The sequence below is a fragment of the Solirubrobacter deserti genome (assembly GCF_027587175.1).
Classification (GTDB): domain Bacteria; phylum Actinomycetota; class Thermoleophilia; order Solirubrobacterales; family Solirubrobacteraceae; genus Solirubrobacter; species Solirubrobacter deserti.
Genome location: NZ_JAPCID010000079.1, coordinates 15393 through 27508 on the forward strand (window position 1 = coordinate 15393; position 12116 = coordinate 27508).

Consider the following 12116-nt stretch of genomic DNA (forward strand, 5'->3'; position numbering starts at 1 on the left):
AGGCGTGACGCGATCACGCGCGGGACGCTATCGGCAGCGCGGGTCGCGCGTCGCCGCTGCGCCCCCGTAGATCCCCGCCGCGATGTCCACGTCCGCGGGCGCGGGCACGCACGCCAGCTCGGAGCTGGTCGGGCGCGTCGCCGCCAGTGAGGGCGCGCAGCGCGTGTCGAACGCGCGCGGCGACATCACCGAGCAGTCGTGGCCGTCGCGGTGGTGCAGGCCGAGCACGTGGCCGAGCTCGTGCGCCGCGACCCACACCGACAGCGGTCGAGGCTCGCCGCCGAGGTTGCCGCGCATGATGATCTCGCTCGTGCCGTCGCTCGGGCGGCCGATCGACGTGCTGTAGCCGAGGCAGTCGCGCCCGCAGAGCTCGATCAGGCGCTCGTCGTCGCTGCGGACGATCACGTCGGCGTCCCGCTGTTCTCGGACCACGCGGATCGTCACGTTCGCGCCGGAGTCGGTCCAGCGCTCGGCGGCGGTGATCATGGTGTCGGTCATCCCGCTTGCGTCGTAGACGTTCACGACGCCACGGGGCCAGCGGTTGTCGTCGGTGCCGGCCACCGCGGTGAACATCCGCGGGGCGAGCAGGAGGCTGAGGACGGCGGCCATGGCGACGAGCACGTAGGCACGTCGAGGCCGCCCAGGTCTATGGGCAAATGCACGCACGAGGATTGAGGTGCGGGCGGCCTCGTTTCCGGGACAGTGAAGCTGCGGCGCTCTGTGCGCCGAAGGCCCCCGCCACTTCTAATGGTTGCCCAGCGCCCCTTCAGCCAAACCGGAGGGTGTGGATCGAGACGTCCTTGCCAGGTTCGGTCTCGTGCTCGAAATGCTGCAGGAAATGGGCGGCCCCGGCGCGGTTGGGATCGGCGATGAGCAGCCGCCCGCCAGGCGCCACCAGGCGCGGGAACAGCTCCGCCGCAGCGTCCGCGTTCGCGCGGGTGTAGAGCACGTCGGCGGCCAGGACGAGGTCGAACGGCCCGCGGGCCACGAGGGCGTTTCCGTGGGTTGACCAGTCCACGTGCGCGACCTCGCCGACGACGTCGTTGAGCGCCAGCACGTGCGCCGCGAAGGCGACCGCGTCGGTGGCGCCGTCGGTCGCCAACACGGTCGCGCCGGCGCGCGCCGCCATCACGCTCGGAAGCGCCAGGCCGCACCCGAGCTCGAGCACGCGCGTGCCCGCCGGCGGCGGGTCGTCGTACAGCGCGCCGGCCAGTCCGACGCCTGACGGCCACGGCCGCGCCCAGTACGGAACCGGACGGCCCGCGCCGCCCTCCTCGTGGCGCAGCTGCTCCCAGCTGGACGGGCACACGTAGTACGCCTGCCCGACGCGGCGCACGCTGATGTCCAGCAACGCGGGCGGAAGCTCGGACTCGGGGACGCCGCGCAGCGCCGCCAACTGCTCCGCGAGCGAGGTGCGGAGCGCGATGAGTGGATCGGTGTTTGGCACTACACTTCCTGAAGTCATGGCCCAGGACCTGCGTAACCGTCCCTGCGGGGGCCGCTACGGCGACATTGTGCAGGCGATCGGCAACACGCCGCTCGTCGAGCTCAAGCGCCTCTCGCCCAAGCCGGGTGTGCGCCTATGGGCGAAGATGGAGTCCCGCAACCCGACCGGCTCGGTCAAGGACCGCGTCGCGCGGGCCCTGATCGAGGACGCCGAGGAGAAGGGCGCGATCCGCCCGGGGCAGACCATCCTGGAGCCGACCTCGGGCAACACCGGCATCTCGTTGGCCATGATCTGCTCGCGCAAGGGCTACAAGCTCAAGGTCGTCATGCCCGACAACGTGACGCCCGAGCGCACCCAGTTGCTGCGCATGTACGGCGCGGAGATCGTCTACTCGCCCGGCCACCTCGGCTCCAACGGGGCCGTCGAGCTGGCGCTGAAGATGGCGTCCGAGGACTCGTCGTACTACATGCCCTACCAGTACGGCAACGCCGCCAACCCGGGCGCGCACTACAACGGCACGGCGCCGGAGATCCTCGAGGAGCTCGATGGCGAGATCGCCGCGTTCGTCGCGGGGCTCGGGACGGGCGGGACGCTGATGGGCGTCGGCCGCCGGCTGCGTGAGGAGCTCGGCGACGCGGTGAAGATCGTCGCCGCCGAGCCGATGCAGGGCGAGCCCGTCCAGGGCCTGCGCTCGCTCGACGACGGCTTCATCCCGCCGATCATCGACCTCTCCCTGCTCGACCGCAAGATCTTCGTCACCAACCACGACGCCATCGTGTGGACGAAGAAGCTGCTCGAGGAGGAAGGCATCTTCGCCGGCGTCTCGACGGGCGCGATCGCCTCGATCGCGGTCCGCATCGCCAAGGAGATGGACGAGGGCAACATCGTCTTCATCGTCTGCGACGACGGCACCAAGTACCTCTCGTCGGGCCTCTACACGACGCCCGTCGAAGAGCTCGAGAACCTGGACACGACCGTCTGGTGGTAACGCGCCGCGCCTTGCTGGGCGCCGGTGCGTTGCTCCTCGCGGGGTGCGGCCCGCCCGACGAGCCCGAAGTGAACGCCGCCCAGGTGTGGGGCGAGCAGCTGCGCGCGGTCCAGCGCGCGATCGCGTCCTATCCGGCGTCGGCCGGAATGCTGGAGACCCGCGCGCGTGAGCGCCTGCCGCTCCTGGAGTCGATGGCGGCCGCTGCGGGCGCGACGCCGACGGCCACGACGCCCAGTCTGCAGACCGCGCTCGAAGCCGAGCGGCTCGCGCTGCAGACGCACGTCGCCGCCGTGGGCCTGCTCGAGGACCGCGCCTCCCGCGAGCTGCTCGCCACGCTGATCGCGGCGGCCGCCGAGGCCGTCTCGGCGCTGCGGCTGGAGCTGGACGAGCCGGCGATCGTGGACGCCTTCCCCGGCCAGAGGAACCGCCCGTGAACCGGCGGCGATTCCTCGTGGGGGGCGCGGCGGCCGCGGTCGCCTTGAAGGCGGCGCCGGCGCTCGCGGCCGACGAGGGCACACTGCTGCTCGGGTTGTGGCGGCGGGAGATCGGGCTTGCGATGGCGTACGGGCAGCAAGTGCACACGCGCCCGGAGTTGTTCGGGCCCGCACGCCGGCACGCCAACGATCACGCGGCCGCGCTCGCCACCGAGCTCGCCGCGGTCGGGCTCGGCACGCCGGAGCCGCCGTGGACGCCGGACGAGCTCGACGTCTCCGCGCAGCGGCTGGCCACGGCGCGTCCAGCCGACGTGATGGCGAACGCCGTCCTGGCGCAGGAGTCGATGCTCACGCTCTACCAGGGCGCGCTCCCGTCACTCCCCGACGCGAAGATCGCGATGACCGCGGCCACGATCCTCGCCTCACATGCCCAGCATCTTTTCATCCTGCGCCGCGCCGCCTAGGTAACCTAAGGGCATGCCGTTCGGAGGCAACATCGGGATGGGCGAGATCATCATCGTGCTGGTGATCGCGCTGATCGTGCTCGGGCCCAAGCGTCTGCCGGACGCCGCCCGCTCACTTGGCCGCGGGATCCGCGAGTTCCGCACCTCGATCGCCGGCGCCACCAGCGGTGGCCGCCACGACGAGGACGAGGACTTCGACGCGCCCCTCACGCGGGCGAAGTAGCCCTGAGGATCTCGCGACAGCTTCTCGACGAGATCGTCGAGCACGCGCGCGCCGACGCGCCCAAGGAGTGCTGCGGCATGATCGCCACCCGCGACGGGGAGGCGGTCTCGGTCCATCGTGCGCGCAACGCGGCCAACAGCGCGCTCAAGTACGTGATGGACCCGAAGGAGCAGCTGCAGATCCAGACCGCGATCGACGACGCGGACCTCGATCTCGGCGCCATCTATCACTCGCACACGCGGTCGGATCCGGTGCCGTCCCAGACGGACGTCAACCTCGCCAAGTTCGACAACGACACGCCGAAGTGGCCAGGCACGCTGTTCCTGATCGTCGGCGTCAAGGCCGCCGAGCCCGACATCCGGCTGTGGTCGATCGTCGGCAACGACTACGAGCAGGTCGAGCTCGAGGTCACCGATTGATGCCGGCGCTCGTGTGCCCCGTGTGCGAGGCCGCGCACGAGCCGCACGAGCGCTTCTGCTTGGCCTGCGGCGTGCCGCTGGTTCACGGCGCGGGCGAAGGGCCCGAGCCGCGGCACGGCCGGCTCGCCGATCGCGCCCGCAAGGTCCACCCGGGCTACGCCGAAGGGCCGCTGGTCCGCGTCGCCACCGCGCGCCACCAGGCCGAGGCGGAGATGGTCCAGAACCTGCTGCTCGAGGAGGGCATCCCGTCGCTCGTGCGCCGCACGGGCGGCTTCGACGTCCCGGACTTCCTCGCCGCCGGCCCGCGCGACATCGTCGTCGCGGCGTCCGCCGAGGAGACGGCGCGCGCGCTGCTGGGCGACCGCCGCGAGGAGGCGCCGCTGGAGCCGCAGCGCCACCCCGCCTGGGTGCGCGCGCTAGCGGTGACGATGTCGGTGTTCGCGCTCGCCGCGTTCGCCTCGAGCGTCCTGCTGCCCTTCACCTAGGCGATTCAAGTGACTTCGCCACGCCTCCTCGGTGTGGCGCAGCGAGCGCGGGAACGCGACCTCGAGCGCACGGATCGGCCCGTCCGGGTGCGGGCCGCGGGCCAACGTGACGCACGCGCGCTCACCTTCCTCGCGCGCGAGCAGGTCGAAGACCGTGCCGCCCAGCAGCAGCGCGTCCGTGCGTGAGGGCGGGAACGCGGGCTTCGGGCCTTCGCGCAGCCGGCGCGCCACGGCCGGGCGCACGTGCCGCGTCTGCCCGCTCAGCCACTGGGCGGCGCCTTCGACGAGCCAGGCCCAGCGCGACCAGCGCGCGAGCCGCGTGGGCGTCGCGGGCGGTGGCAGCTTCGGGTGGCTGGCGGCGACGTAGCGGCGCGCGAGCAGCGCGGCGGGCGCGAGCATGAGCATCTCCAGCGAGCCCTCGACGTTGGACGCCCGGTGCGCCAGCAGCCGCGGGCAGAGCACGTGCAGCTCGCGCGTTCCCGCCCAGCCGACGACGTAGCGGCGCGCCGCGGGTGCCGTCAGCCGGCGGGCGACGGGCACCCAGGGCTGCGCCGTGTCCAGCTGGGCGGTGGAGGAGTGCAGGACCACCTCGAGCTCGCCGACGTCGGCGTCGAAGCGCTGCTCGAGCCGCCGGCGCGCGAGCTCGAGCTGGGTGAGCACCCGCTCGGCGTCCGCGGCGTCGCGCTCGTCGTGGCGCGCCACGAACGTCTCTGAGGGCGTGTCCACCCAGGCCATCGACGCATGACACTAGCTCGCGGTCAGGTCGACGAACGGGCCCACGCGTACGGGCAGCCGGCGCGCGGGCTCCCCGGGCCGCCAGGCGCCGAGCCGGCCGCGGCCGGCACTCCAGAACAGCCACCCGCTCGACGCCCACGCCAGGCGCGGGTACTGGGCGTCCAGGCGCGCGCCCGTGACGTGGCGCGTGAACCCGGTCGCGACCTCGACGACCGCGATCCGGTGCCCCGGCGTGGGGAGGGCCAGCAGTGCGCCGTCGGGCGAGAACGCGCCGAGGCGTGGGGTGAAGCGCCCCGGCACGGCGCGGCGGTTGAGGTACAGGAACTCGCACGGGTCGTTGCAGCTCGCGACCGTTGCGCCGTGCGTGGCGACTAGGAACGCGCCGGGCAGCCGGCGCACGCGGCGCTCGGTACGCGGGTCCCACACCTCCAGCCGGTCCCGCTGGAGCACCAGCCCGTCGTCGACCGCGGTGACCGGCCAACCGGGCAGCTGCCAGCGGCGCGTGAACGTCGGCGTGCCGTCCACGCGAACCTCCCGGACGCCGCGGAAGTAGCGATCCGTCGGCCGGTCGCTCTTGCGCCCGAGGATGTTCCAGACGCGGCCGGGCGTGGCCGAGGCTACGAAGAACATCCCTTCGCCGAGGCGGCGCGCGTCGCTGACGTCGGCGGCGAACGAGGTCGCCTCACCGAGCGCGAACGTGACGAGCCGGCCGCCCGTGAAGTGCACCATGTTCGGTGGGTCGCCGCCGCCGAGTTCGCGCAACTCGGTGCGTGTGGTGGCCGCGCCCGTGGCGGTGTCGACGACGGTCAGCGTGCCGGGCTCGCGCCCGGCGAGGTAGAGCGTGCCGGACGGCCCTCCGGAGGTCGCGGCAGCCTCGCCGCAGCCCGCGAGGGCCGCGGCGGCAAGGACGAGCATGCGGCGCATGCCCGTCCTACGTCAGATGGAGCGTGGAGAGTCCGCTACGCGTACCCGCCGCTGCACGCGGTGGGAGTTCTGGCCTCCAGGGCCATAACTCCCACCTGAACGAGCCCGCAGGGCGAGGCTCAGGCGTACGCCGGGGCGCCGTTGGCCTCGGCGATGCCCGCGATCTCCTGCGAGACCCGGTCGAACTCCTCGTCGGAGAGCACGGGCGTGCCCTCGAACGGCAGGTCGCGGGTGATCTCCAGCCACGACCGGCATCCGCCGTAGTCGTCGCGGACGCGCACGGTGACCGGGCGCGGGATGCGGTAGGTGCGCAGCAGCAGGACGTGGAGCGGGTGGCGGCGCTTCCACGCGAGCCGCTTCTCGGCGTAGTCCGTCGTCCAGACGTGGAACGGCGTCAGCGCGTCCAGGGCGCGCCGGTCGGTCACGGTCCAGGCGCCGGCGACCTCGGCCCAGGCCCGGATGCGCACGCGGTCGGGCTGGGGGATCCCACCGTCCGTCGTCAGCGCACGAGCGGGCGGCTCGCCCTCGGGCCACACGCCCTCCTCGAGGGCGCGCCGCAACTCGGGCTGGTGAGACTCACGCACCAGATCGTTGCGCTGGTGATCGAACGTCGGATACAGGAAGAACCGGTCGTGCTCGAGGGCGAAGTGCTTGCCCGTCTCGCGTATGCCGCCCTTGCGGAGAGTGAGCAGTTGCTCACCTTCGGCGAGGGCACGCACGGTGACGGCCCATTCCTTGAAAGCGATCGGCATAAAGGTGGGTGAAAGGAGGGTTGTAAGACCTACGGGTTCCCTGCACAGCGAGCGTGCGCCACGACCCTGCCCGAAGCTGCGTCGGGGAAACCTCCCGTAAGGCGTCACATACTATGCACAAGGCCGAGAAATCACCAAATGCCCCTGCAAAACAGCAAGTATTTCGAATAATGTCCGATTTCCCGGCATGAGTGCCGGCGCGCCAGATGTTCACGTGCGCGAACCAGTGAGGCCCTCGATCACTTCGATCACCGCTGCGAAGTCCTGGTCGCCCAGGCCGCGTCCCATCCCCGCGCCGTAGAGCTCGGCGGCGAGCCCCGCGAACGGGAACGTGCCACCGGCTGTCCGCGCCTCAGAGAGGCACAGCTGCACGTCCTTGAGCATGTGCGCGAGCTTGAACAGCGGCGTGAAGTCGTGCTCGAGCATCGGCTTGCCTTTCAGCGCGCGCATCGTCGAATCGCTCGAGCCGCCGTCCATCGTCTCCAGCAGCGCGTCCACGTTCACGCCGGCCTGGCGCGCCAGCACGAGTCCCTGCGCGAGCGTGGCGCAGTTGACCGCGGTGATCGCCTGCGTGATCACCTTCACGGCCTGGCCCTGGCCCGCCTCGCCGCAGACGACGATCTTCTCGCCCATGATCTCGAACAGCGGGCGCGCGCGCTCGATGTCGGCCTGCGCACCGCCGACCATGATCGTCAGGGTCCCGGTGCGGGCCTTGGGGGAGGAGCCGGTGACCGGCGCGTCGACGAACGCGTGGCCCTCGGCGCTGCAGCGCTCGGCCAGCTCGCGAGCGGTGCCGGGCGCGATCGTCGACATGTCGATGAACAGCGTCCCGGGCTTGGCGCCCTCCAGCGCCTGCCCGAGCATGTCGGTGACCTGGGCGCCGTCGACCACCATCGTGATCACGACGTCGGAGGCCTCCGCCACCGCCTTGGGCGAGTCCACGACCGTCCCGCCGTGCTCTTGCGCCCACGCCTCGGCCTTCTCCCGCGTGCGGTTGAAGACGGTCAGCTCGACGCCCGCCTTCGCCAGGTTCATGGCTTGCAGGGAGCCCATGATCCCGAGCCCGATGAAACCGACCTTCTCAGCCATACCCGCCGCCTCCCGAAGTCTCGTTCGTCGCTGTCCGGCCCGGAACGTTTGACCTCAACCTCAGGGTTGGAGTCCACGCCCAGGCTAGCCAGGCGTGGACGCTAGCGGCTACGCGGCGGCCTGCAGCTGTACGTCTTCGGTCTCGGCCAGGTGCTGGTGCGACGGGCAGTACCCGTTGTGCGGCAGCGGCGTGCGCTGGCACGGGGTGCCGCGGCGGGTGGTGGCGCGGCACTCGAGGCGCTCGGCGACCGGGTTCGCGGCGAAGTACTCGCGCGCGAAGGTCATGTAGCGGTCGCACACCTTGTACACGCGCAACTGGGACGACATCGGGAAGTAGATCCGGATGTCGTTGAAGAGCGTCTTGGTCGGCTTGGCGAAGTAGTGCCAGTCCGTGGCCAGTCGCTCCACGCAGGTCTCACACGAGCGCAGGACACGCTCGTGGTTGATCGTGGCGCCGTCGTGCTCCTCGATGATGTCGGAAGCAAGCTCTCGATAGATGGAACGGCTGAAGTGGTACATCTCTGTCTCCCCGGGACTGCCATTGCGGCGGCGGTCCCCTCCGTGGCCCGGTGGAGGGGTGTTTGCCGCACCTACCGAAACTCCAAACGTCGACATTGTTGACTTCGCGTTAAGAAGCCCCGGCAGCCGAAGTCACCAGGTCTCGAAGCGCGGGATCTCGGCGGCGGGGTCGAGGATCGTGTGGCGGCCGTCGAGGGCCGGATCGGTCTCCGGGAACTCGGCCCGGCCGTGTGCTCCCCGCGTCTCCTGGCGGTGCAGCGCGCTGGCGGCGACGAGCCGGGCGAGCGGGTAGGGATCGCGCGCGAGGCGCTCGAGATTCGGTTGCGAGCGCTCGAGGCCGGCGAGCTGCCAGACCGCTTCGCGCGTCTCGCGAGATGGCGCCTCGACGTTCGCCTCGATCACGGCGCCGTCAGTCGGCGGCGGGTCGTCGAGCGCGGCGAGCGCGGCGCGGCGGCCGAACACGAAGCACTCGCTCAGTGAGTTCGACGCGAGCCGGTTCGCGCCGTGCAGCCCGGTGCACGCGGCCTCGCCGACGGCGTACAGGCGGTCCTGCGCACGGCCGTCGAGGTCGGTGACGATGCCGCCCATCACGTAATGGCTCGCGGGCGCGACGGGAATGCGCTCGGTCGTGGGGTCCAGCCCCGCCTGCTGCAGCGCTTCGACGATGTTCGGGAAGCGCTTGGGGTCGACCTGCGTCATGTCCAGCAGCGCCTTCTGGCCGGGCAGGTTGAAGATCGCGCGGGCGACATGGTCGCGCGGCTCGAGCTCGTTCACGAAGCGCTCCCCCGCGTCGTCGTGCAGCGTCGCGCCTTCGCCGCGGACGGCTTCGGAGATCAGGAAGCCTTCGCGGCCTTTGAGACCGACCACGGCGGTCGGGTGGAACTGCGTGAACTCGAGGTCGGCGAGTTGCGCGCCCGCCGCCCGGGCGAGGATGAGGCCGGAGCCGAACGAGCCCGGCGGGTTGGTCGTGCGCGACCACAGCGCGGCCGCGCCGCCGGTGGCGAGGATGGTCGCTCGCGCCGCGATGGTGGTGCCGCCGCGCAGCATGACGCCGCCGCCCTCGAGCAGCCCGGCGACGCGTTCCTGCTCGAGGATCGTGATCTGCGGGTGCTCGGCGGCGGCCGCGGACAGCGCGCGCAGGATGCGGCGGCCCGTCGCGCTGCCGCCGGCGTGGATGATGCGGCGGCGGGTGTGGCCGCCTTCGAGGCCGAGCGCGAGGTCGCCGTGGCGGTCGGCGTCGAAGTGGCAGCCGAGCTCCTGCAGCTCGCGCACGCGCGCGGCGGCCTCCCCCGTGAGGACCTCGGCGGCGGCGCGCTTGGTCAGGCCGCGGCCAGCTTCGAGCGTGTCTTCGAGATGCAGCGCGGGCGAGTCGTCGATCGCGAGCGCCGCGGCGGCGCCGCCTTGGGCCCAGTAGGAGGCGGTCTCGGCGAGCGGGCGAGCGCTCACGAGGGCAACGCGCGCGCCCCGGCGGGCCGCCGTGAGGGCGGCGAACAGCCCGGCAGCACCGGCGCCGACGACCACGAGTTCGTTACGCACGGGTCAAGACGCTATTACGGTGTTGGCGATGGAGGAGACCTCACGGCGCGCGCTGTGGCTGCGCGACGACGATTTCATGGCCCACGACGTGCCCGGCCATCCCGAGCGCCCGGCCCGGATTCGCGCGCTCGAGGCCGAGATGAGCGCGAACGGGTGGTTCGGCGCGCACCGGGTGCATGCGGAGGAGGTCCCGCGCGAGTCGCTGCTGCCGGTGCATCCGGAGGCGCACGTCGCGTCGCTGGAGGCGTTGTGCGCGGACGGCGGGGGCGCGATCGACGCGGACACGTACGCGGTGCCGGGGACGTACTCGGCGGCGCTGCGAGCCGCCGGGGGTGCCGTGCAGCTCGTGGACGCGCTGTTGGGCGGCGACGCCGACGTGGGCGTGAGCGCGCTGCGGCCTCCCGGCCATCACGCCGAGGCCGCGCGCGCGATGGGGTTCTGCTTCTTCGGCAACGTCGCGGTGGCCGCCCGGCGCGCGACCGTCGCCCACGGGCTCTCACGCGTGCTGATCGTCGACTGGGACGTCCATCACGGCAACGGGACCAACGACATCTTCCATGCCGACGACGACGTGCTCTTCGTCTCCGTGCACGAGTCGCCGCTGTATCCCGGGACCGGGCCGGCGTCGGACGTGGGCTCGGGCGCGGGGGAGGGGTTCACCGTGAACCTGCCGGTGCCGGGCGGCAGCGGCGACGCCTGCTACCGGTCGCTGGTCGAGCACGTCGCCTGCGGGCTCGTGCGGGCGTGGGAGCCGCAGCTCGTGCTCATCTCCGCGGGCTTCGACGCCCACCGCGACGACCCGCTCGCGACCTGCCGCGTGAGCGAGGCGGGGTTCGCGGGGATGGCCGCCTCGCTGCGGCGCGCCGCCGACGGGGTGGGCGCGCCGGTGGGCGTCGTGCTGGAGGGCGGCTACGACCTCGGCGCGCTCAGCCGCTCGATGGCCGCGGTCATGCCGGTCCTGGTCGACGCGTCCACGCCGAGCGCGGACGCCGTGGACGTCGAGGTCCACCCGCTCGCGCGGGACGCGTTCAGCCGGTTGGCCCCGTGGTGGCCGGCTCTCGGCTAGTTGGCGCTGCCGGGCCGCTTGATGTACGCGTCGGAGTACTCGGCCTTGATGTCGGGGAGCGCGTCCTCGGCCTCGGACTCCGAGCTGTAGGTACCGCTGAAGACGACCTGATAGCCGCCGTTCAGGTTCGAGTAGTCGTCCGAGTTGAGGATCCCGACGGTGAGACCCTTGTCCTGCGCCTCCTGAGCGACCTCTTCTGCGCGGCTGAGGTTGTCCGCCGACTCGATGATGATCGTGTAGTCCCCGTCGCCGCCGGTCCAGCTCTCGAACGTGCCGCTGCCCGGGTCCGGGTCCGGCTCCGGCGACGGTTCCACGGTCGGCTCCGGCGTGATCTCGGTGGTCGGGTCCTCCGTCGGCGAGGCCTCCGGCGTCAGGCCCGGGTCCGCGGTCGGCGAAGGCGTGACGCTCGGGCTGGTCGGGATCGGCGAGATCGTCGGCGTCGCCGCGGGCGGAGCCGCGGACGCGCCCGGCGACGGCGTCGGATTCCCGGCCGTCTGCTGCTCCTGGTTCGACAGCGCCGCGATCGCCAGGATCACGCCCAGGATCGCCAGCGCGACCAGGCCGCCGCCCAGGTAGATCGGCACCCGCCAGCCGCGCGACTCGACCACCTCGGTCCCGGCCGCCGCACCACACGCCAGGCACCACTCCTGCCCCAGAGCCAGCGTGCTCCCGCAACGGGGGCACCGCCGCTCCGGCGGGGCAACCGGCGTCGTCGCGTCAGGGGGCGGGGGCGGGGTCTCCATCGTGCTCACGGGCGTCGCTCCACAGGGCTGAACACAGATCCATTGCGCGGCGAGTCCCCGCCCTCGTCCCTCGGGGCCTCACCGTTGCGGTTCGCCGTGCCGTCCTCGGCCGGCGGAACATCTTCACGCGCGGCCTCGGCGGGCGAGCCCGCGGCCGTCGCGTCCTCGGAACGCGCGGTCTCGGCGCCCGGCGCCGCGTCGTGCGGCTCGCCGGGCGCGCCTTCGGTCGCGCTCGTGGCGGCCGGCGCCCCCGCCGCCGCGGCCTCGCTCGGCGCGGGAAGACGGTTCGGCG

The 12116-nt window shown here is 72.4% G+C and carries 16 protein-coding genes and 2 pseudogenes; 7 read left to right on the forward strand and 11 right to left on the reverse strand.

Features of this window, described 5'->3' with window-relative positions; genetic code table 11:
* Positions 1-27 precede the first annotated feature (27 nt).
* Together OJ962_RS32320 and OJ962_RS32325 are read right to left on the reverse strand one after the other, a co-directional pair.
* The gene (locus OJ962_RS32320; protein WP_270006880.1) at positions 28-609 is read right to left on the reverse strand and encodes a matrixin family metalloprotease; all 582 of its coding nucleotides are present in this window, start codon (positions 607-609) and stop codon (positions 28-30) included.
* 157 nt (positions 610-766) lie between these two features.
* Complete coding sequence (locus tag OJ962_RS32325; RefSeq protein ID WP_202957818.1) at positions 767-1447, reverse strand: class I SAM-dependent methyltransferase; 681 nt, start codon at positions 1445-1447, stop codon at positions 767-769.
* 16 nt (positions 1448-1463) lie between these two features.
* On the opposite strand from OJ962_RS32325, the gene OJ962_RS32330 reads away from it, so the two are divergent.
* The 6 genes from OJ962_RS32330 to OJ962_RS32355 all read left to right on the forward strand — a co-directional run bounded on the left by OJ962_RS32330 (position 1464) and on the right by OJ962_RS32355 (position 4460).
* Entirely contained in the window at positions 1464-2435 is a 972-nt protein-coding gene (locus OJ962_RS32330) for a PLP-dependent cysteine synthase family protein (protein ID WP_202957819.1), read from the forward strand.
* A gap of 68 nt (positions 2436-2503) precedes the next feature.
* Positions 2504-2869, forward strand: coding sequence for a hypothetical protein (locus OJ962_RS32335; RefSeq protein WP_270006881.1), 366 nt, complete (start codon positions 2504-2506; stop codon positions 2867-2869).
* On the forward strand, positions 2866-3333 hold the full coding sequence (locus OJ962_RS32340) for a ferritin-like domain-containing protein (protein WP_202957821.1): 468 nt from the start codon (positions 2866-2868) through the stop codon (positions 3331-3333). The genes OJ962_RS32335 and OJ962_RS32340 overlap by 4 nt, the downstream gene beginning before the upstream one ends.
* A gap of 13 nt (positions 3334-3346) precedes the next feature.
* The gene (locus OJ962_RS32345; protein ID WP_202957822.1) at positions 3347-3556 is read left to right on the forward strand and encodes a twin-arginine translocase TatA/TatE family subunit; all 210 of its coding nucleotides are present in this window, start codon (positions 3347-3349) and stop codon (positions 3554-3556) included.
* A gap of 8 nt (positions 3557-3564) precedes the next feature.
* A complete protein-coding gene (locus tag OJ962_RS32350) occupies positions 3565-3975 on the forward strand; it encodes a M67 family metallopeptidase (protein WP_270006884.1) in 411 nt (136 codons plus the stop codon).
* Positions 3975-4460, forward strand: coding sequence for a putative signal transducing protein (locus tag OJ962_RS32355; RefSeq protein ID WP_202957823.1), 486 nt, complete (start codon positions 3975-3977; stop codon positions 4458-4460). Before OJ962_RS32350 ends, OJ962_RS32355 begins: the two co-directional genes overlap by 1 nt.
* Here the strand turns inward: OJ962_RS32355 and OJ962_RS32360 are convergent.
* From OJ962_RS32360 to OJ962_RS32390, 7 genes and pseudogenes are all read right to left on the reverse strand, one after another.
* Positions 4392-5195: a hypothetical protein gene (locus OJ962_RS32360; RefSeq protein ID WP_202957824.1), complete on the reverse strand. Its 804-nt coding sequence runs from the start codon at positions 5193-5195 to the stop codon at positions 4392-4394. The genes OJ962_RS32355 and OJ962_RS32360 overlap by 69 nt on opposite strands.
* A gap of 12 nt (positions 5196-5207) precedes the next feature.
* Positions 5208-6110, reverse strand: a complete 903-nt coding sequence (locus OJ962_RS32365) for a hypothetical protein (RefSeq protein ID WP_270006882.1) — start codon at positions 6108-6110, stop codon at positions 5208-5210.
* 128 nt (positions 6111-6238) lie between these two features.
* Entirely contained in the window at positions 6239-6871 is a 633-nt protein-coding gene (locus OJ962_RS32370; protein WP_202957826.1) for a DUF1802 family protein, read from the reverse strand.
* A gap of 210 nt (positions 6872-7081) precedes the next feature.
* On the reverse strand, positions 7082-7504 hold the full coding sequence (locus OJ962_RS32375) for an NAD(P)-dependent oxidoreductase (protein WP_255526281.1): 423 nt from the start codon (positions 7502-7504) through the stop codon (positions 7082-7084).
* Positions 7490-7975 (reverse strand): annotated as a pseudogene (locus OJ962_RS32380) (NAD(P)-dependent oxidoreductase); the annotation flags it as partial. The gene OJ962_RS32375 and the pseudogene OJ962_RS32380, both read right to left, overlap by 15 nt.
* A gap of 93 nt (positions 7976-8068) precedes the next feature.
* Positions 8069-8479, reverse strand: coding sequence for a hypothetical protein (locus OJ962_RS32385; RefSeq protein ID WP_202957828.1), 411 nt, complete (start codon positions 8477-8479; stop codon positions 8069-8071).
* A 132-nt stretch (positions 8480-8611) separates the two neighbouring features.
* A complete protein-coding gene (locus OJ962_RS32390) occupies positions 8612-10015 on the reverse strand; it encodes an L-aspartate oxidase (protein ID WP_202957829.1) in 1404 nt (467 codons plus the stop codon).
* Between the two features lie 28 nt (positions 10016-10043).
* Here OJ962_RS32390 and OJ962_RS32395 point away from each other — a divergent pair, with 28 nt between their 5' ends.
* On the forward strand, positions 10044-11081 hold the full coding sequence (locus tag OJ962_RS32395; RefSeq protein WP_238932453.1) for a histone deacetylase family protein: 1038 nt from the start codon (positions 10044-10046) through the stop codon (positions 11079-11081).
* Here the strand turns inward: OJ962_RS32395 and OJ962_RS32400 are convergent.
* Both OJ962_RS32400 and OJ962_RS32405 read right to left on the reverse strand, forming a co-directional pair.
* Positions 11078-11689: an SPOR domain-containing protein gene (locus OJ962_RS32400; protein WP_270006883.1), complete on the reverse strand. Its 612-nt coding sequence runs from the start codon at positions 11687-11689 to the stop codon at positions 11078-11080. The two genes, OJ962_RS32395 and OJ962_RS32400, sit on opposite strands and share 4 nt — an antisense overlap.
* A gap of 140 nt (positions 11690-11829) precedes the next feature.
* Positions 11830-12116: pseudogene (locus OJ962_RS32405) on the reverse strand (hypothetical protein); the annotation flags it as partial.

What these genes read in the sequence shown, in the direction of transcription:
- OJ962_RS32320 (WP_270006880.1), bottom strand. Translation starts at nt 609, where the DNA reads ATGGCCGCCGTCCTCAGCCTCCTGCTCGCCCCGCGGATGTTCACCGCG.
- OJ962_RS32330 (WP_202957819.1), top strand. Translation starts at nt 1,464, where the DNA reads ATGGCCCAGGACCTGCGTAACCGTCCCTGCGGGGGCCGCTACGGCGAC.
- OJ962_RS32345 (WP_202957822.1), top strand. Translation starts at nt 3,347, where the DNA reads ATGCCGTTCGGAGGCAACATCGGGATGGGCGAGATCATCATCGTGCTG.
- OJ962_RS32355 (WP_202957823.1), top strand. Translation starts at nt 3,975, where the DNA reads ATGCCGGCGCTCGTGTGCCCCGTGTGCGAGGCCGCGCACGAGCCGCAC.
- OJ962_RS32360 (WP_202957824.1), bottom strand. Translation starts at nt 5,195, where the DNA reads ATGGCCTGGGTGGACACGCCCTCAGAGACGTTCGTGGCGCGCCACGAC.
- OJ962_RS32365 (WP_270006882.1), bottom strand. Translation starts at nt 6,110, where the DNA reads ATGCTCGTCCTTGCCGCCGCGGCCCTCGCGGGCTGCGGCGAGGCTGCC.
- OJ962_RS32370 (WP_202957826.1), bottom strand. Translation starts at nt 6,871, where the DNA reads ATGCCGATCGCTTTCAAGGAATGGGCCGTCACCGTGCGTGCCCTCGCC.
- OJ962_RS32375 (WP_255526281.1), bottom strand. Translation starts at nt 7,504, where the DNA reads ATGGGCGAGAAGATCGTCGTCTGCGGCGAGGCGGGCCAGGGCCAGGCC.
- OJ962_RS32385 (WP_202957828.1), bottom strand. Translation starts at nt 8,479, where the DNA reads ATGTACCACTTCAGCCGTTCCATCTATCGAGAGCTTGCTTCCGACATC.
- OJ962_RS32395 (WP_238932453.1), top strand. Translation starts at nt 10,044, where the DNA reads ATGGAGGAGACCTCACGGCGCGCGCTGTGGCTGCGCGACGACGATTTC.